20 protein-coding genes and 1 rRNA gene are annotated in these 24,484 nt (G+C 63.6%); 9 read left to right on the top strand and 12 right to left on the bottom strand.

What is annotated here, in order from left to right:
* Window positions 1-74 precede the first annotated feature (74 nt).
* Genes ACNFBR_RS10950 through ACNFBR_RS10925 form a run of 6 tightly spaced genes read left to right on the top strand, consistent with a single transcriptional unit; the run spans window position 75 to window position 5,904 of the window.
* Entirely contained in the window at window positions 75-686 is a 612-nt protein-coding gene (locus ACNFBR_RS10950; protein ID WP_416734947.1) for a CDP-alcohol phosphatidyltransferase family protein, read from the top strand.
* 24 nt (window positions 687-710) lie between these two features.
* A complete protein-coding gene (locus ACNFBR_RS10945) occupies window positions 711-2,465 on the top strand; it encodes a bifunctional alpha/beta hydrolase/class I SAM-dependent methyltransferase (RefSeq protein ID WP_416734946.1) in 1,755 nt (584 codons plus the stop codon).
* Window positions 2,466-3,908 (top strand): phosphatase PAP2/dual specificity phosphatase family protein, encoded by a 1,443-nt coding sequence (locus tag ACNFBR_RS10940; protein ID WP_416734945.1) that lies wholly within the window; start codon window positions 2,466-2,468, stop codon window positions 3,906-3,908. It abuts the gene before it with no gap.
* Entirely contained in the window at window positions 3,905-4,336 is a 432-nt protein-coding gene (locus ACNFBR_RS10935; protein WP_416734944.1) for a hypothetical protein, read from the top strand. Before ACNFBR_RS10940 ends, ACNFBR_RS10935 begins: the two co-directional genes overlap by 4 nt.
* 10 nt (window positions 4,337-4,346) lie before the next feature.
* Window positions 4,347-4,970 carry a lysophospholipid acyltransferase family protein gene (locus ACNFBR_RS10930; RefSeq protein WP_416734943.1) on the top strand — a complete coding sequence of 208 codons (624 nt, stop codon included), beginning with the start codon at window positions 4,347-4,349 and terminating at the stop codon, window positions 4,968-4,970.
* A 1-nt stretch (window position 4,971) separates the two neighbouring features.
* Complete coding sequence (locus tag ACNFBR_RS10925; RefSeq protein ID WP_416734942.1) at window positions 4,972-5,904, top strand: phosphatidate cytidylyltransferase; 933 nt, start codon at window positions 4,972-4,974, stop codon at window positions 5,902-5,904.
* A 21-nt stretch (window positions 5,905-5,925) separates the two neighbouring features.
* Here ACNFBR_RS10925 and ACNFBR_RS10920 read toward each other — a convergent pair whose 3' ends face one another.
* The 3 genes from ACNFBR_RS10920 to ACNFBR_RS10910 form a co-directional block, all read right to left on the bottom strand.
* Window positions 5,926-6,333: a type II toxin-antitoxin system HicB family antitoxin gene (locus ACNFBR_RS10920; RefSeq protein ID WP_416734941.1), complete on the bottom strand. Its 408-nt coding sequence runs from the start codon at window positions 6,331-6,333 to the stop codon at window positions 5,926-5,928.
* Window positions 6,330-6,557, bottom strand: coding sequence for a type II toxin-antitoxin system HicA family toxin (locus ACNFBR_RS10915; protein ID WP_416734940.1), 228 nt, complete (start codon window positions 6,555-6,557; stop codon window positions 6,330-6,332). Before ACNFBR_RS10915 ends, ACNFBR_RS10920 begins: the two co-directional genes overlap by 4 nt.
* A 173-nt stretch (window positions 6,558-6,730) precedes the next feature.
* Window positions 6,731-7,006, bottom strand: a complete 276-nt coding sequence (locus ACNFBR_RS10910) for a metal/formaldehyde-sensitive transcriptional repressor (RefSeq protein ID WP_416734939.1) — start codon at window positions 7,004-7,006, stop codon at window positions 6,731-6,733.
* A gap of 70 nt (window positions 7,007-7,076) precedes the next feature.
* On the opposite strand from ACNFBR_RS10910, the gene dmeF reads away from it, so the two are divergent.
* A complete protein-coding gene (gene dmeF / locus ACNFBR_RS10905) occupies window positions 7,077-8,006 on the top strand; it encodes a CDF family Co(II)/Ni(II) efflux transporter DmeF (protein ID WP_416734938.1) in 930 nt (309 codons plus the stop codon).
* A 96-nt stretch (window positions 8,007-8,102) separates the two neighbouring features.
* The gene (locus ACNFBR_RS10900; protein WP_003258412.1) at window positions 8,103-8,447 is read left to right on the top strand and encodes a cupin domain-containing protein; all 345 of its coding nucleotides are present in this window, start codon (window positions 8,103-8,105) and stop codon (window positions 8,445-8,447) included.
* Between the two features lie 169 nt (window positions 8,448-8,616).
* Here ACNFBR_RS10900 and mmsB read toward each other — a convergent pair whose 3' ends face one another.
* Together mmsB and ACNFBR_RS10890 are read right to left on the bottom strand one after the other, a co-directional pair.
* Window positions 8,617-9,504 carry a 3-hydroxyisobutyrate dehydrogenase gene (gene mmsB, locus ACNFBR_RS10895; protein ID WP_416734937.1) on the bottom strand — a complete coding sequence of 296 codons (888 nt, stop codon included), beginning with the start codon at window positions 9,502-9,504 and terminating at the stop codon, window positions 8,617-8,619.
* A gap of 9 nt (window positions 9,505-9,513) precedes the next feature.
* Entirely contained in the window at window positions 9,514-11,040 is a 1,527-nt protein-coding gene (locus ACNFBR_RS10890; RefSeq protein WP_416734936.1) for a CoA-acylating methylmalonate-semialdehyde dehydrogenase, read from the bottom strand.
* A 132-nt stretch (window positions 11,041-11,172) separates the two neighbouring features.
* Here ACNFBR_RS10890 and ACNFBR_RS10885 point away from each other — a divergent pair, with 132 nt between their 5' ends.
* Window positions 11,173-12,123, top strand: a complete 951-nt coding sequence (locus ACNFBR_RS10885) for a LysR family transcriptional regulator (protein ID WP_416734935.1) — start codon at window positions 11,173-11,175, stop codon at window positions 12,121-12,123.
* A gap of 133 nt (window positions 12,124-12,256) precedes the next feature.
* Here the strand turns inward: ACNFBR_RS10885 and ACNFBR_RS10880 are convergent, their stop codons facing one another.
* From ACNFBR_RS10880 to rrf, 7 genes are all read right to left on the bottom strand, one after another.
* The gene (locus tag ACNFBR_RS10880; RefSeq protein WP_416734934.1) at window positions 12,257-12,748 is read right to left on the bottom strand and encodes an OmpA family protein; all 492 of its coding nucleotides are present in this window, start codon (window positions 12,746-12,748) and stop codon (window positions 12,257-12,259) included.
* A gap of 4 nt (window positions 12,749-12,752) precedes the next feature.
* Entirely contained in the window at window positions 12,753-14,024 is a 1,272-nt protein-coding gene (locus ACNFBR_RS10875; protein ID WP_416734933.1) for a diguanylate cyclase domain-containing protein, read from the bottom strand.
* The gene (locus ACNFBR_RS10870; RefSeq protein ID WP_416734932.1) at window positions 14,021-14,587 is read right to left on the bottom strand and encodes a YfiR family protein; all 567 of its coding nucleotides are present in this window, start codon (window positions 14,585-14,587) and stop codon (window positions 14,021-14,023) included. Before ACNFBR_RS10870 ends, ACNFBR_RS10875 begins: the two co-directional genes overlap by 4 nt.
* Before the next feature lie 119 nt (window positions 14,588-14,706).
* Window positions 14,707-16,782 (bottom strand): exodeoxyribonuclease V subunit alpha, encoded by a 2,076-nt coding sequence (gene recD / locus ACNFBR_RS10865; RefSeq protein ID WP_416734931.1) that lies wholly within the window; start codon window positions 16,780-16,782, stop codon window positions 14,707-14,709.
* The gene (recB, locus tag ACNFBR_RS10860) at window positions 16,779-20,453 is read right to left on the bottom strand and encodes an exodeoxyribonuclease V subunit beta (protein ID WP_416734930.1); all 3,675 of its coding nucleotides are present in this window, start codon (window positions 20,451-20,453) and stop codon (window positions 16,779-16,781) included. The genes recD and recB overlap by 4 nt, the downstream gene beginning before the upstream one ends.
* Window positions 20,450-23,932: an exodeoxyribonuclease V subunit gamma gene (recC, locus tag ACNFBR_RS10855; RefSeq protein WP_416734929.1), complete on the bottom strand. Its 3,483-nt coding sequence runs from the start codon at window positions 23,930-23,932 to the stop codon at window positions 20,450-20,452. Before recC ends, recB begins: the two co-directional genes overlap by 4 nt.
* A gap of 253 nt (window positions 23,933-24,185) precedes the next feature.
* Window positions 24,186-24,301, bottom strand: a 5S ribosomal RNA gene (rrf, locus tag ACNFBR_RS10850).
* Between the last annotated feature and the right edge of the window lie 183 nt (window positions 24,302-24,484).

Raw genomic sequence — 24,484 nt, 5'->3', positions numbered from 1 at the left:
GAATTTGCCGATTTACCCGTGAAGAAGGCCCTCACAAAATGGCGCCATGACGCCTCACTAGAATGGAGTTTCCAGTGACCTCGATCTACCAGCTCAAACCGCGCTTCCAGGCCCTGCTGCGCCCGACCGTGCAGCGCCTGCATGACCGGGGCGTCACCGCCAACCAGGTCACCGTCACCGCCGCTGTGGTGTCGATCCTGCTGGGCCTGCTGCTGGCCGCCCTGACGCACATCACCTGGTTGTTCATGCTGCTACCGGTATGGATGCTGCTGCGCATGGCGCTGAATGCCGTCGACGGCATGCTGGCCAGGGAATTCGGCCAGCAATCCACCCTTGGCGCCTACCTCAACGAACTCTGCGACGTGATCGCCGACGCCGCCCTGTACCTGCCCTTTGCCCTGCTGGCCGGGGTTTCACCCACGCTGGTGGTGCTGGTGGTGCTGTGTGCCACCTTCAGCGAGTACGCCGGGGTCATGGGGCCGCTGGCCGGTGCCTCGCGGCGTTATGACGGCCCCATGGGCAAAAGCGACCGCGCCTTCGCCTTTGGCGTGCTAGGCACCGGCGTCGCCCTTGGCCTGCTGAACGGCAGCTGGATCAATGGATTGCTGCTGTTCATCCTCGCACTCTCGCTCTATACCCTCTACAACCGGGTTCGCCAGGGGCTGGCCGAAACCCGTAAAGCCTAAAGTCGTCGCAAAAGGACGTTGACCATGCGCCAAGCGCAAGCGCTGCACTTCTCCACCCATGACGGTGTCGAGCTGCACTACCGACATTGGCCTGCCACCCGCAACGAACACCAGCCACGCCGGGCCGTGGTGATGTTCCACCGCGGCCATGAACACGGCGGGCGCATGGCCCACCTGGCCGATGAGCTGGACATGCCGGGCTATGACTTTTTCGCCTGGGACGCCCGCGGCCATGGTCAGTCGCCGGGCGCACGCGGCGACAGCCCTGGGTTCGCCACCAGCGTGCGCGACGTGCAAACCTTCATCCAGCATATCCAGGCCCACCACGGCATTGCCGAACAGGACCTGGTGGTACTGGCGCAAAGCGTCGGCGCGGTGCTGATCGCCACCTGGGCTCACGACTACGCGCCCAAGGTGCGCTGCCTGGTACTGGCCTCGCCGGCATTCAAGGTCAAGTTGTACGTGCCATTCGCCCGCCCCGGCCTGAAACTGCTGAAGGCCTTGCGCGGCAACTTCTTCGTCAATAGCTACGTCAAGCCGCGCCTGCTTACCCACGACCCCGAGCGGGTCATGTCGTACGTGGCCGACCCGCTGATCAGCCGACCGATTTCGGTGACCATGCTGCTGGGGCTGTACGAAGCGGCCGACCGGGTGGTGGCGGATGCGCAGGCCATTCAGGTGCCGACCCAGTTGCTGGTCTCCGGTGCCGACTTCGTGGTCGAGCGCCAGCCCCAGGAACGCTTTTTCGAACGGCTGGGCAGTGCCCGCAAGGAAATGCACATACTGCCCGGTTTTTTCCACGACACCCTCGGCGAGCGTGATCGGGCCCATGCCCTGAGGCGCATCGAGCGGTTTGTCGAACATTGCTTCAGTCACCCCGTCGCGGTGCCGTCGTTGCTGGATGCCGACAAGACCGGCGCCAGCTGCGCCGAGGCCGAGAGCCTGGCCGCACCGTTGCCGCGCAATTCGCCCCGCGACCTTTACTGGCGTGCCACCCGCGCCGGGTTGAGCCTGGGCAAGAGACTGTCTGCGGGCGTGAAGCTGGGTTTCGACACCGGCTTCGATTCAGGCAGCACCCTTGACTACGTGTACCGCAACCAGCCGACCGGCAAGGGCAAGCTGGGCCGCCTGGTCGACCAGAACTACCTCGACGCCATCGGCTGGCGTGGTATTCGCCAGCGCAAGCTGCACGCCGAAGAATTGCTGCGCCTAGCCATCGCCCACCTGCGCGAACAACAACGGCCATTGCACATCGTCGATATCGCCGCCGGCCATGGCCGCTACATCCTCGAAGCCCTGCAAGGCCTGGAGCGATTGCCAGATTCGATCCTGCTGCGCGACTACAGTGAGTTGAACGTGCAACAGGGCAGCGCGCTGATCGCCGAAAAAGGCCTTGCCGACATCGCCCGCTTCGTCCAGGGCGATGCTTTCGACCGCCAGAGCCTGGCCACGCTTGAACAACCCCCAACACTGGCCGTGGTTTCGGGGCTGTACGAACTGTTCCCCAGTAACCGGTTGGTGAGCAACTCGCTGGCTGGGCTGGCAGATGCCGTGGAAGATGGCGGCTACCTGATCTACACCGGCCAGCCGTGGCACCCGCAACTGGAGATGATCGCCCGCGCCCTCACCAGCCATCGTGGTGGGGAAGCCTGGGTGATGCGCCGGCGCAGCCAGGCTGAAATGGACCAGCTGATTGAGGCGGCGGGCTTTCGCAAGCTGGCCCAGCGCATCGATGAATGGGGAATCTTCAGTGTCAGCCTCGCGCAACGGGTGCGTTGAATGAGCTCGCCGCGCGAGCCTGGGCTGATACGCCGTGGCGTGTATTGGCTTCTGCTGCTGGGCCCCTTTTTCTTCATCAGCTACGGGCTGACGAATCACTACACGGCTGGGCGCAGTGATGTCGGCAGCCTGGTGTTCGGCTGGGAGCACGGCATGCCGCTGTGGCCCTGGACGATCCTCCCGTACTGGTCGATCGACCTGCTCTACGGGCTTTCCTTCCTGCTGCCGCGCACGAGCCAGGAAATGGACCGGCATGCGCTGGCACTGCTCAGCGCACAGGTCATCAGCGTCACCTGTTTCCTGCTGTGGCCGCTGCGGTTCACCTTCGAGCGGCCGGAGCTGGGCGGATTGTTCGGCTGGCTGTTCGATGTGCTGATGGGCTTCGACAAGCCGTTCAACCAGGCTCCGTCGCTGCACATTGCGCTGCTGGTGATCATCTGGACGATGTTCGCCCGGCACGTGCAGGGCCAGCCCTGGCGATGGCTGATGCATGGCTGGATGGCGTTGATCGGGGTGTCGGTGCTGACCACCTGGCAGCATCATTTCATCGATGTCCCTACGGGGGCGCTGGCGGGGTTTGCCTGCCTGTGGCTTTGGCCGTATCAGGGGCGCTTGCCCTTTGCAGCGGCCCGCCTCGCTCGGGATGCCAAGCGTTGGAAGGTAGCCTGTAGTTATGGCGTGGGCGCGCTGCTGTGTGCGCTTGCAGCGGCTGTACTGGGCGGTATCTGGCTTTGCTTGAGTTGGCCGGCAGTGTCACTGGGGATGGTGGCCCTGAACTATGCCGTGCTCGGGGCGGGCGGTTTTCAGAAAGGTGCCGACGGGCGCTTGTCGAATGCCGCTAGCTGGCTGCTGGCACCTTACCTGATCGGGGCGTGGGCCAATTCCCGGCTATGGACCCGGCACCATCCGCAGGCGGATGAAGTGTGCGATGGCGTGTATCTGGGAAGGATTCCAGGGCGCGGCGACGGAGAGCAATTTGCTGCAGTGGTCGATTTGTGTGCAGAGCTGCCATGCGCCCTTACAAGCCCTGCTGCGAACATTTGTGGGAGCGCTGACTCTGTGGGGGCGGGCATGCCCGCGAACACGGGCGCAGCCCGTGCCATCAACCGCGCTGCCTGCTTCGCGGGCGCGCCCGCTCCCACAGAGGTCACGCCAGCTTTGGGCTACCGGTGTTTTCCTGCCCTGGACTTGATAGCACCAGACAACGCCCTGCTACAACAGGCCGCCAACGCCATCGAACGCCTGCGCGCCCAAGGGCCCGTGCTGGTTTGCTGCGCCTTGGGTTACTCACGCAGCGCCACCGCCGTGGCCGCCTGGCTGATCATTACCGGCCGCTGCAACGATGCCCAACAGGCAGCAGCGCTGATTCGCAAAGCCCGCCCCGGTATCGTCCTGCACAACGCGCATCACCAGGCCCTGCAACAGCTTGGAGCACAGCCATGAACCTGCGCGTGGTCGCCAGCCTGCTGGGCCGTGGCAAACAGCTGGAACGCCTGTCCGATGGCCTCTCCCTGCTGGCCCTGGCCTACGGCCTTGCCCCCTTGCTGGGTGCCCCACTGCAACCACTGGCCAGCCTGCTGTGCGGCGTGCTGCTGGCACTCGGCGTGCTGCACAAGTACTGGGCCATCCGCGTGGCAATAGATGCAGAACTGTTCGCCCACCTCGCCAACAGCAGCGACTTGACGGCAGACACCCAGGCCCTGGACCAAGCCTTGTTCGAGCTGAAACTCAAACCGCACACCACGCAGCCCCGCGCCTGGCCTGCCCGCAGCCAGGCTGCACTTGGGTTGTTGCGTCGCCAGGCAGCATGCTTGGGCCTGCAGTTGTCGCTAGCCTTGGCTACCCTACTGACACTGGCTCTGAAGGGATAACAACTGATAAATGCTCGCCAACCTGACCGCCTACATCATCACCTCCGCCGCCCGCCTGATCACCGGCGCCCGCGCCCTGTGGCTGGGTTGCACGCCGCTGCCGGTACAGCGCCTGTACTTTGCCAACCACAGCAGCCACGGTGACTTCGTGCTGCTATGGGCCTCTTTGCCGCAGCCACTGCGCAAGCGCACCCGCCCCGTGGCCGGCGCGGACTACTGGGCTAAACCGGGCATCCGCGACTTTCTCATTCGCAAGGTGTTCAACGGCATATTGATCGACCGGCAACGCAATGAAGGCCATGGCAGCCCGCTACAGCCGATCTTCGAGGCGGTGGCCCAGGGCGACTCGCTGATCTTTTTCCCGGAGGGCACGCGCAACCTGGGCGACGAGCCACTGATGCCGTTCAGGAGCGGCTTGTACCACCTGGCGGCGGCCAACCCCGATGTCGAGCTGGTACCGGTATGGATCGCCAACCTCAACCGGGTGATGCCCAAGGGCCGTGCCCTTCCCTTGCCCCTGCTGTGCACGCTGAGCTTTGGCGAACCGCTGCACCTGCAGGCTGACGAAAGCAAGCAGGCCTTTCTCGAGCGGGCCAGCCAGGCCCTGCTGAACCTGGCCCCGAAGGATGCCTGACATGGACGACAATACCCTTTCCCTGTTCACCGGCATCGGCGCCCTGCTGCTGCTCGCAAGCGTGATCGGCCGCCTGCTCAAGTGGCGCGCCGGCCCGGCACCGCACGCGGTGATCGACAACCTCAACGCCCGTATAAACGCCTGGTGGGTGATGGTGCTGGTGATCGGCATCGCCTTCCTGTTCGGCAATTACGGTGTGATCGTGCTGTTCTATGGTGTGTCGTTCTACGCCCTGCGCGAGTTCATGACCCTTACCCCGACCCGGCGTAGCGATTACCCGGCGCTGGTGGCGGCGTTCTATGTGGCGCTGCCAGTGCAGTACATACTGATCGCCATGGATTGGTACGGCCTTTTCAGCATTTTCATCCCGGTGTACCTGTTCCTTTTGCTGCCGATTCTGGCCAGCTTCGGCGGCGATACCACGCGTTTTCTGGAGCGTGCGTCAAAAGTGCAGTGGGGGTTGATGATCGCGGTGTACTGCGTGTCGTCGGTACCGGCGTTGATGACGCTGGACATTCCGGGTTACGAGGGCCACAACCTGCTGCTGATCGCCTGGCTGATCCTGGTGGTACAGATCAGCGACGTGCTGCAGTACGTGTGCGGCAAGTTGTTCGGCAAGCACAAGGTCGCACCCAACCTGTCCCCGTCCAAGACGGTCGAAGGCCTGGCCGGTGGCGTGGCACTGGCCACCTTGATCGGCGCCCTGCTGTGCTGGATCACCCCGTTCACCTTCTGGCAGGCCGCGCTGATGGCGCTGACCGTGAATACCATGGGCTTCTTCGGCGGGCTGGTGATGTCGGCAATCAAGCGCGACCGCGGGGTAAAGGACTGGGGGCACATGATCGAAGGCCACGGCGGCATGCTCGACCGCATGGACTCGGTGTGTTTTGCAGCACCGGTGTTCTTCCACTTTGTGCGGTACTGGTGGGCGTAACGCGTGCGCTTGTACCGACGTTCAGTGTGAAAGTGCCAATTCTCGCAACGCAGCCGAAGCCAGAAAACCGGAGCGGGATGCGTAGCGATGGTCACGCTTCACTTTTTCGTCTATCCGCTGAAGCAGGTTTTCTGGCAGCGTTGCATTGAAGCGAACTGCCTTGCCCAGGTAAGGGGTGACGTCAAAATCCACCACGGCCCACACCCCGCCTTCATAGTCGGGGTTCGCCACATGGACATCGATTTCCCGAGCCTGCGGCAAGGCCTCGTTATCGGCCACCAACCCTTCGAAATGCAGCGCCAACGCTTCCTGCACATTTTCCAGCGCTGATGCGACTGTGGCACCGGCGGAGAAACAGCCAGGAACATCGGGAACGGTCACGCCGTAATCCGAATCGGCGTCCTTGTGCAATACGACCGGGAATTTCATTGCGCGTCTCCACTGATGCTCGAGGTATCGAAGCCGCTGCACGGCTTCAAGCCTGCTTGTTTCAGGATGCTGTGTACGGTGCCTTTAGGCAGATCGGTTTTGGGATGGGGGACTGTCACCCTACCCTTCTTGATCGGGTGCCTAAACTGGTGATGGCTGCCCTTCACCTCAATTTCGTACCACCCATCTGCCTCAATGAGCTGGATCACTTCACGACTGCGCATACACCCTTCCTTCGGCAGTCGATGTGTATGATACACACCGAATTAACCAAAACGAAGCGCAGTACACACCACGCACACTTCAACCGACCAGAGGAGGGTTCATAACGGCTAGTAGGCTTTGGCTGATAGCCATGCAGGAAATAGGCAACCTTGCCGTATACCCCCAGGGGGTATTACTTAAGGTACGACCGCAGCAACGCCGCCACTTTGTCCGCCTCGTCCTGCCGTTCTTCGGCACTCAGCCCGTCCGCCACCAGGTGTTCGCGGATATGCCCTTCCATCACTTCGGCCATCAGCCCGTTCACCGCGCCGCGCACGGCGGCGATCTGCTGCAGGATCGCCAGGCAATCCTTGTCCTGTTCCAGCGCCGTCTCCAGGGCGGCGGCCTGGCCTTTGATCTTGCGCACCCGGGTCAGCAGCTGCTTCCTGTTCTTCTGGGTATGTGCCATTGGTTTTACCATCATGATAGGTATACTGGGGTATAGTATATTTCTCGATCTTCCGGGAGCATGATAAACCATGGCGACACAAACCTCAGACCGCTGGCAGCACAGCCACCAGTTCCATACCAGCAACCTGGGCGCAGAGCGCAAGACCCGCCTGGCGGTATGGCTGACCGCTCTGATGATGGTGGCGGAAATTGCCGGAGGCTGGTTCTTCAATTCCATGGCGTTGCTGGCCGACGGCTGGCACATGAGCTCCCACGCCCTGGCCCTTGGCCTGTCCTTGCTGGCCTACGCCGCCGCACGGCGCTTTGCCGGCGACCGGCGCTTTGCCTTCGGGACCTGGAAAATCGAGATTCTCGGCGGCTACTCCAGCGCCCTGCTGTTGCTGGGCGTAGCTGGGTTGATGGCGTTCCAATCGGTGGAGCGGCTGCTGACACCGGGGCCGATCCACTACGACGAGGCAATCTTCATCGCCGTGGTGGGCCTGGCCGTCAACCTGATCTGCGCATGGCTGTTGCGCGATGACCACCACCATCATGATCATCACCACCCTGAGCATGACCACGGTCATCATCACCACGACTTGAACCTGCGCTCGGCCTACCTGCATGTGATGGCCGATGCCGCCACATCGGTGCTGGCCATCGTTGCCCTGCTGGCTGGTAAGTTCTGGGGCGCCAGCTGGCTCGACCCGGTCATGGGCCTGGTAGGCGCGCTGCTGGTGGCGCTGTGGGCCCGTGGCCTGTTGCGCGATACCGGGCGGGTGCTGCTGGATGCGGAGATGGATGCGCCAGTGGTGGAAGAAATTCGCGAGGTGGTGGCGCAGTTGCCGGTGCGGGCCAGCATCACCGACCTGCACGTGTGGCGAGTGGGCAAAGACCAGTATGCCTGCATTCTTGGCCTGGCCACCCCTGCCGCGCTGAACGCCGACAGCGTGCGCCAGGCGCTGGCCGTGCACGAGGAGTTGGCGCACATCACGGTCGAGGTAAACCACTTGGCATAGCGCGGCCAGACAGCTGGACGTCGAGCCCAGGCAACTGCGGCTCGGCCGATAGCCCTATGGTGACTCGTCATTCAACCAGTCACCAGGAGTTGTGCCATGTCCGATTTCATCACCGTCCTGCGCGAAACCTGCCCGACACCGGTCGTGGACGCCACCAAGTGGAAGCGCATCGGCGGCGATCCGCACACCGTCAACCTCAATGCCTACCTGTCGGCCGACGGCAGCAAGATCATGGGCACCTGGATCTGCACCCCGGGCAAGTTCGAGGTCAACTACGAGAAGTGGGAGTTCTGCCACTTCCTCGATGGTTACTGCATCATCACCCCGGAAGGCGAAGAGCCGAAGCACCTGAAAGCGGGTGATGTGTTCGTGATCGAACCTGGGATGAAAGGGACCTGGGAAGTGGTCGAGACTGTGCGCAAGTATTTCGTCTTTGCCTGATTTCGCAGGCCGCATGTAGGAGCAGCCTCTTCGCAGCACAAGGCTGCTCCTACAACGAGACTCGAGCCTTGAGTACGGGCAAAAAAAATCGCGGATCAGGTGCCCTTCCCTCTGGTGCGCAGTTACAGAGGGAAGACCACCTGGCCCGCGATGAAGCCCACCTCTTGCATCAATCTTTCTTGCGGTAGCCCTCGACGATGGCCGAGAAGTCCTTGCCACCTTCGCCGCGCAGGCTCATAGCCTGGTACAGCTGCTGGGCCACGGCACCGAGGATCACCGGCTGGTGTGCCTGGCGTGCCGCTTCGGTGGCCAGGCCCAGGTCCTTGAGCATCAGTTCGGCACCAAACCCTCCGGTGTAGCCCCGCGAGGCGGGCGCTGTTTCGATGATGCCCGGCCACGGGTTGTAGGTGTCCGAGCTCCAGCAACGCCCGGTCGAGCTGTTGATGATGCCGGCCAGCACCTTGGTGTCGATGCCCAGCGCGTTGCCCAGGGCCATGGCCTCGGACACGCCGATCATCGAGATGCCCAACAGCAGGTTGTTGCAGATCTTGGCGATCTGCCCGGTACCGACTTCCCCGCAGTGCACGATGTTGCGGCCCATCTGCTCCAGTACCGGCTTGAGGCTGGCGAACAGCTCGGCACTGGCGCCGACCATGAAGGTCAGGGTGCCAGCCGCCGCGCCGCCAGTGCCACCGGACACCGGCGCGTCGCCCATGTCCACGCCCTTGGCCGCCGCGGCCTTGGACACGTCACGGGCGGTATGCGGGTCGATGGTGCTGCAGTCAACGGTCGGTGTGCCGGGACGGATACCGGCCAATACGCCGTCCTCGTTCAGGTACACGCTACGCACGTGGGCTGCGGCCGGGAGCATGGTGATCACCAGGTCGCTGTTGGCCGCCGCGTCCTTGGGCGACGGGCTGATCTGCCCGCCCAGTTCTGCCAGCTCGGCCAGCACGGCCTTGTTCAGGTCGAACAGGTTCAGCTGGTGCCCGGCTTTGATCAGGTTGCGGGCCATGGGCGCGCCCATGTTGCCCAGGCCGATGAATGCGATACGCATGACTTCTCCTTAGCGCAGGCTGATGGTGGTGTTCACACCGTCGTTGACGCTGTCGTCATCGAACCAGCGGGCAGTGACGGTCTTGGTCTGAGTGTAGAACTGCACCACTTGCTTGCCGTACGGGCCGAGGTCGCCGAGCTTGGAGCCGCGCGAGCCGGTGAAGCTGAAGAACGGCACGGGTACCGGGATCGGGATGTTGATGCCGACCTGGCCGATATCGATTTCGCTCTGGAACTTGCGTGCAGCCGCGCCACTCTGGGTGAACAGGCCGGTGCCGTTGCCGAACGGGTTGGCGTTGACCAGGGCGATGGCCTCGTCGAGGGTGTCGACCTCCAGGGTCACCAGCACCGGGCCGAAGATTTCCTGGGTGTACACCTGCATGTCGGTCTTCACGCCCGAGAACAGGGTCGGGCCAACGAAGTTGCCTTGCTCGTAACCCGGAACCTTGACGTCGCGGCCGTCCAGTTCAAGCTTGGCACCTTCTTTGATGCCGCTTTCGATCAGGCCCAGCACACGCTCCTTGGCACGTTTGGAAACCACCGGACCTACGTCGGTGCCCGGCTCGCAGCCGGCATTGACCTTGAGCTTGCTGGCGGCCTCTTTGATATCCGGCAGCCAATCGCGGGCCTTACCCACCAGCACCGCCACCGAGGTGGCCATGCAGCGCTGGCCCGCCGCGCCAAAGGCAGCACCGACCAGCGCATTGATGGTTTGCGTGCGGTTGGCATCAGGCAGCACCACCGCATGGTTCTTGGCGCCCATCATCGACTGCACACGTTTACCGTGCTGGCTGCCGAGGTTGTACACGTGGGTGCCGACTTCGGTTGAGCCGACGAAGGAAATCGCCTTGATATCCTGGTGGGTGCAGATGGCATCCACTACCTGCTTGCCACCGTGCACCACGTTCAGCACGCCGGCTGGTACACCGGCTTCCAGCGCCAGCTCCACCAGCAGCATGGTCGACAGCGGGTCCTGTTCGGACGGCTTGAGCACGAAGGTGTTGCCGCAGACGATGGCCATGGGGAACATCCACAACGGGATCATCGCCGGGAAGTTGAACGGGGTGATGCCGGCGCACACACCGATCGGTTGGCGCAGGGTGTAGGTATCGACACCGCCTGCAACGTTTTCGGCAAATTCGCCCATCTGCAGGGTGCCGATGGAGGCGGCGTGCTCGACCACTTCCAGGCCGCGGAAAATATCGCCTTCAGCATCGGCCAGGGTTTTGCCCTGCTCGGCACTGAGCACCTGGGCAATGCGTTTGGTGTGTTCGCGGATCAGCGCCTGCAGTTTGAGCATGATGCGCATGCGCGCGCCAATCGGGGTTTCGCGCCAGGTCTGGAAGGCACGGTGGGCAGCGGCCACGGCAGCGTCGACTTCTTCGACGGTGGCGAACGGCACGCGCGCCAGCACTTCCTGGGTGGCTGGGTTGACGATGTCGCGCCATTCGGTGGTTTTCGACTCGACCCACTGGCCGTCGATCAGCAGTTTCACCTGCTCGACCTTGGTTGGGTTCGGGGATTGCGGTGCGTTCATCTGCGTTCTCCTTGGAATTATTGTCGGGACGAGATCGCCAGCGCCGGGCAAACGCGAGGTGGCGTCCTGAGGCTTGTTTCGAGTATAGATGTGCAAACATCCAACAAGAACGCACAAAAAAACCGGATCATCATGCAAAAAGACCTCACATCCCTGAGCGCGCTCAACTGGGACGATTTGAAGTTCTTCCTCGAAGTGGCCCGCACCCGCAAGGCCAGCAGCGCCGCCAAACGGCTGAGCGTGGACTACACCACGGTGTCACGGCGCATCAGCTCGCTGGAGGGCGCGCTGGGCACCTTGCTGTTCGAAAAGTCACGGACCAACGGCTTTGTGCTGACCGCCGAAGGGCAGCGCCTGCTGGGCTATGCCGAGTCGATCGAGAGTACGCTGCACATGGCTTGCGAGCAGGTGTCCGGGTCGGGCGTGGCGTTGTCGGGGCATGTGCGCATGGGCTGCACCGAAGGCTTTGGCAGCTTCTTCATCACCCCGCAGCTAAGCCATTTCGTCGATGCCTACCCGGCAATTTCGGTGGACATCCTGCCGCTGCCGCACTTCATCAGCCTGTCCAAGCGCGAGGCGGACATCGTCATCGCGCTGGAGCGGCCGGAGCATGGGCCTTATGTGTGCTGCAAGCTGTGCGACTACCGCTTGCGGCTGTATGCGACCCAGGACTACCTGGACAGCCATGCGCCGATCCGCCAAGTGGCAGATTTGGCCAAACACCCGTTCATCAGTTACGTGGACGACCTGGCGTTCAGCTCCGAGCTGCTGTACCTGGCCAACCTGATCCCCAGCGCCAGCGCGCATTTGCGCAGTACCAGCGTGATCGCGCAGTACACCGCAGCGTTGCAGGGGCGTGGGTTGGCGATCTTGCCGTGCTTCCTCGCCGCGCAGGACCCGCGATTGGTGACGGTGTTGCCAGAGGAAATCGAGGTGACTCGGCAATTCTGGATGTATTGCCGGGAGGATTTGCGCAAGTTGAAGCGCATTACCCTGTTGTGGGATTACATCCGCGGGGTGACGGAGGCGAATGCGCCATTGCTGATGGGGGAAACTCGGGAGATGCGCTTTGCCCGGGAATGAGGGGCTGTTGCGTGGCCCATCTGTAGGAGCAGCCTTGTGCTGCGAAGGGGCCAGCCCAGGTCCAGCAATGGTGTTGCCATGACTGGCCTCTTCGCAGCACAAGGCTGCTCCTACAGAGAAATGTGATCGGTGGTCAGTAGGAAGCTACCACGATAGAGACGCGCCGGTTCTCGGTGCGCCCGGCACTGGTGCGGTTGTCCGCCACCGGCTGGGTACTGCCCAGGCCACGGCTCTGGATGTTCTGCGCCAGCATGCCAACCCCGACCAGCGCCTTGGTCACGCTCTGCGCGCGGCGTTCGGACAGTTGCTGGTTGTACGCCGCCTTGCCCGAGGAGTCGGCATGCCCATCTACCCGCACGCCCTGGATGCCAACGCCAAGCAGCGCCTTGCCAATGCGTTCGACGATCGCCTGGCTCTGCTCATTGAGGCCGTCCAGATCGCTACCGAACAGCACCTTGCCAGACAAGTCGTAGGCCCAGCCTTCGTCCGTCGGGGTAAAGCCTTCGCGCTTGAGCACGGCAATCTGTTCGGGGGTAAGGCCCTTGGGTGGGGCGGTCTGGCAACCACTCAGCGCCAGCAGGGCGAGCAACAAGGCCCAAAGCGGAAAACGTAAAGCTTGTATCACGGGTTCAACTCCTGTTCTTGATTTCGTTGGCGGACCGTTCCGTCTGCGCCACTTGCCAATGGCCACGGCGCTTGCGCTTGGCCTGGTACATCGCCGCATCGGCGGCATTGAGAAGACTGGCGGGGTCAGCGCCGTCATCCGGGTAATAGGCAATACCGACACTCAGTGAGGTAGCGATACTGCGACCACTGTCCAGCTGCACCGGCAGCTTCATGCTGGCAACGATCTTCTCGGCAATGTGCTCGGCATCCTTGCGCGACTGCAAAGGCGTCAGCAGCACGGCAAACTCATCACCGCCCAGGCGCGCCACCAGATCGTGCTCGCGCAGCTGGGCACGGACGCGGTCGGCCACGCTGATCAGCACCTCGTCGCCTACGGCATGGCCAAGGGTGTCGTTGATCTGCTTGAAGTGATCGCTGTCGAGGAACAGCAGCGCCAGGTGGTCCTGCTGCCGCGCAGCATTGCGTACACTGCGGCTCAGACGCCCCTCGAAGAACGCGCGGTTGGGCAGGCCGGTAAGGCTGTCGTGGCTGGCCTGGTGAGCCAAGGTCTGGTTTTCGCTCTGCAGGTGGCTGTGCCATACCTCCAGCTCGTCCAGCAGGGCATTGAAGTCGTTCCCCAGTTCGTTGAGCTCGGCAATCGGCGCTTCCGGTACGCGCCGGTCGAAGCTGCGCTCGCGGCGGGCGGCGTGGGCAACACTGGCCAGGCCACGCAGCGGGCGGGTGATGTTGCTGAGCAGGCGACGCGACAGATACTGAGCAGCCAAGGCGCTGAGGATCGTGCAGAACAGGATGCCGGCCAGGCCGCTGAGCAGGAACAGCAACAGGCTACGGCCCTGGCCGACCAGTTCGATGTGCCCGACCTGTTGTTGCTGGTGCAGGATTGGCAGGTTGACCGGCTCATCCAGCAAGGCGGTGGCAACCTGCACTTCCAACTGCGCGAGCATGCCAGTATCTGCGCGCTGCCAATGCGCCAGTAGTTCACCCTCGTCGTTGAACACCTTGGCCTCGGCCACCTCCTCGGTACTGGCGATCAGCGCCAGCGATTCATTGGCTGCAGCGCTGTCATCGAACACTACCGCCGCCTCAACGGTGTAGTTGATCGAGCGGGCGATCAGTTGCAGGTTTTGGTTGGCATAGACGCGCAGGGCAAGCACGCCCAGCAGGGTGAGGGAAATACCGGCCAGGCCCACAGCCAGCAAGGCGACGCTGAGGTGGCCACGGCCCAGCACCGAGCGCAGGGTCGGGCGCGCGCTACGCTTGCGGGTCGGCTTCATGGCTGCACCGCCCGGCGCCGCGACAATTGCAGCACGCTCGGGTGAATGCGCACGCCGGAGCGCGCCACCGAGTCGAGGTTGACTTCAAAGGCCACCTGCTGGTCGCTGACCCGCAGGCAGAACAAGCTGCCGACCGTGCACGGGTCATCCGCCTCGCTGATGCTCAGTACCGGGTGGCCGCTGACACGCTGGAACAGCCGGTCGCGCTGGCCCTGGTCGAGCTTGCCGATGTAGATGGCGTCACAGGCCTGGGCGACCTGGGCGTCTTCCGCCAGCAAGCGCCGAACCTGCAGCGGGCGGCCGGACTCCTGCACATGGCCCTTGATCAGGTCATCGGCGTATTCGGTCGGGCCGATCAGGCACAGACGCAGGGGTGAAGGTTCGGCGGGCCAACGGGCGTAGCTGAAGATACCCAGTACGACCTGGGTGACCGCCTTGGCGCGTTGCTGTGCCTGAGCGGCGGTCGTAGCGGTGTCTGCCCGGGCAGGGCCTGCACAAAGCAACAGGGCGGCCAGCAATAGCGAAAGCGCACAGCTTGTCACTCGCCTTGCGGCCACGTTCATGTGGGCAATCTCTTAAAGTCCCTTCCGATCTCGGCGCAACGATAGCACATGGCCGCATCGTTGTATGAAAGACGCTGATCGCAGAGACACATGCGCGCCCTGTAGGCGCGCATCTGCCTTCAGACTTGTTCCAGCATCAGCCCGGAAATCCGCCGCACCTTGCGCGCCACTGCTTCTTCGAAAATGCCCTGGCGTGGCTCGACCAGGCTGAAGCAGTGCTTGGCGCGGGTAATGCCGGTGTACACCAGTTCCTTGGTCAGCACCGGGTTGAGCGCATCGGGCAGCACCAGCGCGGTGTGGCTGAACTCCGAGCCCTGGGACTTGTGCACGGTCATGGCGAACACCGTTTCCACTTCGTTGAGCCGGCTGGGCAGGACGAAGCGCACGCCACCACTGCCATCGTTACGCGGGAAGGCCACCCGCAGCAGCGGCTCACCGCGCTCATCCGGCAAGCGCAGGGCGATGCCGATGTCACCGTTCATCAGGCCAAGCCCGTAGTCGTTGCGGGTTACCAGTACCGGGCGCCCTTCGTACCAGGGTTGCTGGCTGTCAATCAGCCCGGCATTGTGCAGCACCCGCGCCACCCGCTCGTTCAGGCCATCGACACCCCAGGCGCCACGACGCACCGCACACAGCAACTGGAAGTCCTCGAAGCTGCGCAGTACCTTGCCTGCCCATTGCTCCCAGGCGGGGTCGTCAAAGGCGGTATCGAGTGCCGGCCGGTAACGGCCAAGGGTACGCAGGTAGCTGCGATAGCCTTGCGGGCCGTCGCTGCCACGGTTGAGGCCGTCGAGCAACAGGCGGTCGAAGGCGCGGTCCTGCTCGTGCTTGAGCGCCAGGCTGTGCACGTCGGCCGGCGGCGTGGCCAGCAGGTTGCGCGCCGCATGGGAGTCCTGTCGATTGACCAGGCGGGCCAGTTGGCCAATACCACTGCCTTCACCAAAGCGGCGTGAAAAACGCAGCATCACCACTTGCTGGGCCAGCGGGTTGCGCTGTTCATCGCCGACTTTGAGGCCGCTGCCGGCCAGCGACTCGCCGCTGAGCTGTTCCAGCCACGCGGTGGTCGCCGGGGAGTAATAGCCCTCCTCGGCATCGCGGCACAAGTCGCCCAGTACCGCACCGGCCTCGACCGAGGCCAGCTGATCCTTGTCTCCCAGCAGTACCAGGCGTGCCCGGGGCGGCAAGGCATCAAGCAGGTTGGCCATCATTTCCAGGTCGATCATCGACGCTTCGTCGACCACAAGCACGTCCAATGGCAATGGGTTGCCGGCATGGTGACGGAAATGCCGGGAGCCCGGACGGCTGCCGAGCAGACGGTGCACGGTGCTGACTTCAGTGGGGATTTGCTCGCGCACTGCGGCGCTGACTTGCAGGCGCTCGACTTGCTGGCCAATGGATTCGGTCAGGCGTGCAGCGGCCTTGCCAGTTGGCGCGGCCAAGCGGATGCGCAGGGGCCTGCCCAGCTCCACGGCCGGCCCCTGCAGCAAAGCCAGCAGGCGCACCACGGTGGTGGTTTTCCCCGTGCCGGGGCCACCCGTGATGATGCTGAACCCGGCACGGGTGGCCAATGCACAGGCCAGCTTCTGCCAGTCCACCTGGCCGGCTGGTGCACCGCCGTCGAACAGTTGCGCCAGGCGCCCTGTCAGGTCGCTCAGCGGCGCTTCGGCCTGGGTCAGCCGCTGGCGAAGTGTATGGTCGATACGCCGCTCGTAGCGCCAGTAACGGCGCAAGTACAGACGCTCGCCGCTGAGCACCAGTGGCCGCGCTTGCTGGCCTGGGTTATCGCCCTCCGCCACCAGCGAGCTGGCGGCGATGCGTTGGCGCCAGGCATTCAAGTCAAGCTTGGCCAGCAATTGCGACGGCAGTAGCAAGGGGCCGGTCAGGGCATCGCCTTCCGGCGGTAACGACAGGGCGAAATCAGGCTCGGCCAAGGTTTGTTGCAGGTCGAGGCAGACGTGCCCATGCCCCAGTTGGTGGCTGGCCAGCGCCGCCGCCAGCAGTAGCAAGGGATCACTGCCAGGGGCGCGCTCTTCGAGGAACGACACGAATGCGCGGTCCAGGGCGCGCAGCCAGCCCCGTTCCACCCAGCGGTCGAGCAGTTGCAGCAAGTCGTCGCTGTCTTGCTGTGGCGCCAGCGCCTGCAGGTGCTCGGCGTGCAACGGCGTGGGCAAAAGGTCGACTAGGTTTCGGCTCATATCACGGCTCCGGCAAACAGGTCCTGCTGTGCCGGCGGGTGCTCGCCACGGAACAGCGCATCGAGGCTTTCAATCAGCTCACGTGGTGGCTTGGCATGATAGACACCGTGGCCGCTGCTGCTGGCACCGCGCAGGAAGATGAACAGGGCGCCGCCAACATGGCGGTCGTAATCGTAGTCCGGCAGGCGCGCGCGCAACTGGCGGTGCAGGGCCAACAGGTACAGCACATACTGCAGGTCGTAGCGGTGCTCCAAAATGGCCTTTTCCATGGCGATGGCATCGTAGGCCTGGATGTCCGCGCCCAGCCAGTTGGACTTGTAGTCAGTCACGTAGTAACGCCCGTCCAGCTCGAACGCCAGGTCGATGAAGCCTTTGAACATGCCGTTGAGCACAGTCGGCTGCGCTGCCGGGCGCGTCTGGCCGGGGTGGGTGTGACGTGCCACCAGGCGGTCAAGTTGTTCGGCGTCGACCTGGTGGCTGGCGAACCAGAACTCCATTTCGATCTGGTAATGACGCAACTGGCCCAGCGTCACGCGCTGGTCGCTGCCCGGCAATGGCAACGCCTCGCCCAGCAAGCGTTGCATCCAGTGGCTCAGGGTAGGGATCCAACCGGTCCAGTCACGGCGGTTGCAGCGCTGGCCAACGGTGCGTTCGATCAGCTGTGGGTTACCGCTGACCTGGCTAAAACCCTCGCGGCCCGCCCATTCCAGCAAGCCATGCAGGAAGGTGCCGGGGTTCGGCCCACGCGGAAAGCGGTGAATATCGCCACTGTCGGCAGGGACCTCGCGCAGTGCCTGGGCACCGATCACTTCGTCATCCAGCAGCTGCTGGGCTTGTGAACTGTCGGCAACCAGCGCCTGATCGCCGATACGCAGGGCGCTGTACGAGGCGATCCACCAATGCTCGGCTGCCGCGCGGCGGGGCTTGCGTGCGGGCAGTAGCTCGCGTTCTGCGTGCGGCATGCGGTACACCTGCTCATCCGCCTGCGGCAGACCTGGGCACGTGATGTGCGGGCATGCCGACGTCAACGCCTGCAACCAATCGGTAAGCTGCTGCGAGCTGGTCAGGGCAAGGCCACCACCCAGCAGGTAGCCCAATGCCGAGCGGTGCAGCTGCGAACTCTTCTGGTTGCCACGCTTGAGGTCGGCAACGCCCAGCCAGCAAGCATGCTGGGCGCGGGTCAAGGCTACGTAGAGCAGGCGCAGGTCTTCGGCCAGGCGCTCGTCGTCGGCGCGCTCGATCTGCTCCTGGTCCGGGGTGAGGGTAAGGTGGGCATTGCCTTCGCTATCGTGCCAGGCCAGCGGCAGGCGGCTGCCATCCACCGGCTTGCTGGTGCAGATGAACGGCAGGTAGACCAGGGGGTATTCCAGCCCCTTGGACTTGTGGATGGTCACCACCTTGACCAATTGTTCGTCGCTCTCCAGGCGCAGGATCTGCTCTTCTCCGGCCTGCCCGGAACTGGCCAGATGCTCGGCCAAGTGGCGGATCAGCGCCTGCTCGCCATCCAGCTCGCCGGCAGCCTGTTGCAGCAACTCGGCCAGGTGCAGCAGGTTGGTCAGCACCCGCTCGCCATCACTGCGGCGAATCAGTGTGCGCGGCAGCTGGAAGTCATGCAGCAGGTGCCGCAGCATGGGTAGCACGCCTTGGCGTTGCCAGGTCTCGCGATAATGGCGAAAACGCATGACCCAGTCTTCCCAGACTCGCTCGTCCTGGTTCAGCCGGTCCAGCGCGGCCAATGACAGGCCCAGGGTAAGGCTGGCCAGCGCGGCCTTGAGCAGGCGCTCCGAGTCGGGCTCGGCGCAGGCCTTGAGCCAGGCCAGCAGGTCGTGGGCTTCCTGGGCGGCGAACACCGAGTCCTTGTCGGACAGGTACACACTGCGCACTTCGCGCGCAGCCAGTTCGGCGCGGACCATTTGTGCTTCATGGCCGTCACGCACCAGAATGGCAATGTCCGAGGGCAGGCAGGGGCGCAACTCGCCCTCGGCATTCTGGAAGCCCGATGTGCCTTGCTGGCCGCCATTGAGCAAGGCGACGATATGACTGGCGCAGCTGGCGGCCAACTGCTGGCGGTAGACACTGCTGGAAACAGGCTCTTCGCTTTCCAGTTGCCAACACCGCAGGGCCGCACTGGCTTCACCGTCAATCAACAGCTGTTCGCCACGGCCCTTGGCGCGCACCTCGATGAACGGCAATGGATTGTCATCGGCCTCACGGAACAGGAATGCACCGCGCCCCGTTTCGCGCGCCTCGGCCTGCAGGAACACCTGGTTGACCGCAGCGACCATGGCCTTGCTTGAGCGGTAATTGGTGTCCAGGCTGTGCAGCCGGCCACGGGTGGCGCGCCGCGCGGCAAGGTAGGTGTAGATGTCGGCACCACGGAAGGCGTAGATCGCCTGCTTGGGGTCACCGATCATGAACAGGCCGGTTTCTGCGTGGTTTTCGCTGATCTGGTAGATGCGCTCGAAAATGCCGTACTGAACCGGGTCGGTGTCTTGGAATTCGTCGATCAGCGCTACCGGGAACTGCTCGCGGATCAGGCTGGCCAGGCGCTCGCCGGCCTCGCTGGCGAGCGCGTGCTGCAGGCGCACGAGCATGTCGTCGAAGCCCATTTCCGCACGCCGGCGCTTCTCCACTTCGAAGCGTGCCGATACCCAATTGGCAGCATGCTCAAGCAAGGGCGCATCCGGGCTGTCCAGGGCCTGCAATTGTTGCGGCAGGCTCTGCATGGCGTTGAGGCCAGGGTGTTCGGGAGGCTCGCCCTTCCAGGCCTCGGCCATGCCTGCCGGGGTCAGGCGGGTAAAGCCCGTGCCCAAGTCCAGCTCAACCTGCTGCTCATCACCAGCCCAGGCGCAGAGCTTGTCGAACCAGGGCTCGAAGTAACGGGCCTGCATCTTGCGGCCGTCGACCTGCTTGGCGGCCAGTGCATCGCGGCAGATTTGCCGCAGGTCCTCGGCCCACTGCGCCCAGGGTGCCTTGAGCCGGGCCAACTGTTCGCCACGTTGCTGCAGCGATGCTTGGATCAATGCGGCGGGCTCCGGTCCATCCTGCTGGGCGCGCACACGGCCGAACAGTGGGCGAATGCGCGGCAGCAAAGCGTCGGGGCTCCCCCAGTTGCTGCGCACCCAGGCCAATGCATCACCTTGCATGCCATAACAGAAGCGCCGCCAGTAATCACGCATGACCTGGCCCAGCAACTCGCTGTGGTCGGTTTCCAGTGTCTGGGTGAACAGGCTGCCGCTGTCGAAGGCATGCTCGCGCAGCATGCGCTGGCACCAGCCGTGGATGGTCGAAACCGCAGCCTCGTCCATCCACTGCACGGCAATTTCCAGGCGACCGGCACAACGCGGCCAAGCCTCTGGCGGGTAATCGTCGCGCAGTTGGTGCAACAGCGGGTCGGCACCTTCCAGTTCGCCACGGAAGAACCGTGCGGCTTCTGCCAGGCGGGCCCGTATACGTTCGCGCAGCTCTTTGGTGGCGGCGTCGGTGAAGGTCACCACAAGGATCTGCGGAGGCAGCAGCTCGCGGTCAAAGCCCTGTTCACCACCGTGGCCAAGGATCAAGCGCAGGTACAGCGCCGAAATGGTGAAGGTCTTGCCCGTGCCGGCGCTGGCCTCGATCAGCTGGCTGCCGTGCAGGGGGAAACTCAATGCCAGGGGACGGTCCTGGGTCATGCGCCTTTCTCCGGGTTGCCCAGGGTCTGCCAAGGGGCGGTGAACAACGGGCGGTACAAGGTTTCGCACCAGCCTTCGAAGGTTTCGTCAGCCATGAGTGCGGCAAAGTCACGGAACTGGCGAGCCAGGGCGATGCTTTCGCTGCGCTCGCCAAAGCTGGTGCGCTCGTCGCCTTCGTAGGCGCGGGCTGCGGCGGCCATCGCTTTATCGGCATCCTCCTGGGCCAGCCAGGCGAACGCGGTCTTGGCCGCGACTGGCAATGGCGCATTCATCGCTGCCTGACGAGCGACCAACAGGTCGCCCAGCAGTTGCGCCGCCTGCGTTTGCGGCAGCGGGGCAAGCAACAGGGTAAGGTCGCTGGCTACCAGCGCACTGTTGTAGGGGTAACCCGCCGCGCAGGCCGCCAGGTGCGTAACCCAAGGAGCGATCAGGCGGTGCCACTTGAAGTTGTTGCGCCCGGCGCTGATGGTGTTGGGTACCGTGGTGATGCTGAGCAAGCTCTGGTCATCCGCCTGGAACACCCGCCCCAACCAGCCTTCAAGCCGATGCTGAGCGTGCTCGAAATGCACCGGCAGGGCTCCCTCGACGAGCTGCGGCCAGCGCTGCAGCAACTGCTGGTGACGTTGCAGCAAGTCGGGTAGCGGTTCGATCAGCTCGTGTTGCAGCAGTTCGCCGAAACCGGCCAGCGGCAGCAAACCGCAGGCCTGCAGGCGCCGGGCCTGGGCCCGTAGCGCCTGTTCGGCGTTGTCCGGTTCGGCCAACGCTGCGCCAAGCAGGCTTTCACTGGCGCCATAGCGTTGCAACGTATCGAGGGCGAAGGGTTCTTCGTCCGGGGTCGGCGCTTCCAGCGCCTCGAAGTACACCTTCAAGCGCTGGCTGAAGAAATGCCGCACTGGGTGGCGCAGAAAGTCATTCAGCTGGGTGAGGCTCAGGGCTTCATCATCGAGGTAAGGCGGCAGGCCGGGGGCGCCTTGTTCATCCTCCTCGCCTTGCTGGTGCAGCAGTTGCCATTCGTGGGCGAAGCTGAACAGCGGGCTACCCTTCTGGAAGTAGCGTGGGCTGAACGGCTGCAGTGGGTGCTCCTGGGTCAGCGCGTGCAGCAATTGCTCGCCCGGTTCCGCTGGCTGCCCCTGCTGCGCGCCGGCCAGATGCCAGCCCGCAGCGATGTGATCGCGCAACTGGCCAATCAGCACCGATGCCGGGCGTTCGCTGTTGTCGCGGATACTGCGCCCTACCCAGCTGACATACAGCTGATCACGTGCCGACAGCAGCGCTTCCAGCAACAGGTAACGGTCGTCTTCGCGGCGTGAACGGTCACCGGGGCGGTAGTCGCTGGCCATCAAGTCGAAGTCCAGCGGTTGCTGAGCGCGCGGGTAATCGCCATCGTTCATGCCCAACAGGCAAACCACCCGGAACGGGATGGCGCGCATGGGCATCAGGGTACAGAAGTTCACCGAGCCGGCGAGGAAGCGTTGCGACAGCTTGCCCTGGTCGAGGCCCGACAGCCAGGCTTCACGCACCACGGTCAGCGGCAATGGGTCTTGCAGGCCAACGGTCTCGCACACTGCAAGCCAGCTTTCGCGCAGATCCTGCAGCTGTATCAGCAGAAACTCATCGCGCTCGCCTTCTGCGAGGAAGAACACCTGCAGCAAGGCATGCAGGCGTTCGCCCCACTGGCTGACGGTAGCAGGCTCGGACAAGGCCTGGCAGGCGACTTCGAGCGCATCGAGCAGTGCGACCAGTGGGCCGATCAGTGCCGCGTCCAGGCCACCAATTTCATCGTAGGGCTCAATGCCGTCACAGGCCTCGCCCACACCCACGGCGTAGCCCAGCAGCATGCGCCGCAGGCCGAAGCGCCAACTGTTCTGCTCGAGCCCGGCAGGCAAACCCAGGCTCGCCCGCTGTTCGGCGTTCAGGCCCCAGCGGATGCCGGCGCCTTCGATCCAGCGGTGCAGCGTGGGCAGGTCGTTTTCGCGGATGCCGAAGCGGGCGCGCACTGCGGGCACGTCCAACAGGTCGAGTACTTCGCTGACAGCGAAGCGGCTGTCCGGCAGTTTGAGCAGGTGCTCTAGCGCGATCAACAGAGGCTCGCGACCGCGCTGGCCCTGGTCGGTCAGGGTGAACGGGATGTAGCGCGGGTCGTTGCGCTGCAACTGGCCGAATACAGCGCGAATGTGCGGCGCGTAAGTGTCGATGGCCGGCAGCATGACGATCACGTCTCGCGGGCGCAAAGTAGGGTCGGCGCTGAAGCGGGCCAACAACTGGTCGTGAAGGATTTCCACTTCACGTTGTGGGCTGTGGGCAATGTGGAAGCGGATCGAGCGGTCCTTGGCGGTGTCTACTGGCGGCCACAGCTCACGGGTTTCGGCGAGCGGGCGCAACTCCAGGATGTCGTCCTGCAGTTGGTTGAGTAGCGTGGTGGGCGAACCGTCACTGAACAGGTCGATGCGGCCATCGCTGAACACGCCCTGGTAGCTGCCCGGGTCGTCATAGCTGTCGAGCAGGTTGATGTAGTCACGGCCTTGCTTACCCCAGGCGGCCAGCAACGGGTGGGCATGTTGATGCAGCGACTGATCGTCCAGTTGCAGGGGCATGCCCTGCTTGCGTTGCTGGCGCTTGTACTGATGGCGTAGCAGGTCCTTGTCGGCAACGATGTCGGCCCAGTGGTGGCGGCATGGGTTGTGAACGCACAGCAGTACCTGGCTGAAACGCGCCAGGCCTGCCAATGCTTCCAGGGCCTGGGCTGGCAGTGAAGAGATGCCGAACACGATCACCCTTGGCGGCAGCCCGGCAGGCGCCTGCTCCAGGTTGTGGATTGTCTCGATGAAGCGTTGATGTACCCCGGCGCGGCTCTGCGCCATGCCCTGCTCGCCAACATCCTCCAGTAATGCTCGCCACAACTCGGCTTGCCAACGGTTACCCGGCGGTAGCGGTTTACGCTCGCCGCGGGCGCTGTTGAGAATGTGCTCGCCAGCGGCCCAGTCCTTGAGCCAGTCGGCACGGTAGACCTGGTACTGGTCGAACAGGTCGGCCAGTCGCTCGGCTAGCTGGTAGCGCTTGCGCAGGTCGTTGTCGTCGGTAAGAAAGCGCCGCAGTGGCTCGAAATGCGGGCGCTCGATCAGAGCGGGTAACAGGCGCATCAGGCGCCAGGTCAGTGGGGCCTTGTCGAGCAGGGACACTTCGGGAATTTCGTCGCGCCCCAGCACGCTTCGGTACAGCTGCCACATGAAGCTGCCGGGCAGTTGGACATCGATTGCGGCGGCGATGCCACAGCCGCCCTGGTCATCTTCCTGCGGGTCTTCGGCCAAGGCCAGCTTGAGCCATTGGGCGATGCCATTGCTTTGCACCAGGGCAATTTCGTTTTCCAGCGGCGCCAGGGGATAGCGGCGCATCCAACTCACTACCAGGCTGCGCAAGTCGTCGAGGCGGTTGCCGTGGACGATCATGAAGCCGGGATGGAGGCGGGTGGTGTGGGGCATCGGAAGGTCTCTGACGGGCGCTGAAAGCTGAGGGGGAACGATATCACGCGAACATGTTTTCAGAGCAGGCAAGGTCACTGTAGGAGCAGCCTTGTGCTGCGAAGAGGCCCGTACGGCTGAAAGTGATGGGTCGGCTATACGGGCCTCTTCGCAGCACAAGGCTGCTCCTACAAGGATCGCGTGGTGCCTGTTTTTGGCGCCACAAAGACAAAACCCCTACCTGCATGCGCAGATAGGGGTTTTGCGAAATGAATCTTGACGATGACCTACTCTCACATGGGGAAACCCCACACTACCATCGGCGATGCATCGTTTCACTGCTGAGTTCGGGATGGGATCAGGTGGTTCCAATGCTCTATGGTCGTCAAGAAATTCTGTTGCCAGAATGTCCGTGAACACTCTTGGCTAATTCGGATATGCGATATTTGTGGGCTTACGAATTTTCGGTTATTTCGTCTTCACCACCACAATTTGGCTTTCGTGCGCAAATTGCTTGGGTGTTATATGGTCAAGCCTCACGGGCAATTAGTATTGGTTAGCTCAACGCCTCAC

The sequence above is a fragment of the Pseudomonas sp. NY11955 genome, from assembly GCF_048068035.1.
Lineage (GTDB): Bacteria > Pseudomonadota > Gammaproteobacteria > Pseudomonadales > Pseudomonadaceae > Aquipseudomonas.
The sequence above is the reverse complement of the archived record's forward strand: the minus strand, read 5'-3'. Positions and strand labels throughout refer to the sequence as shown.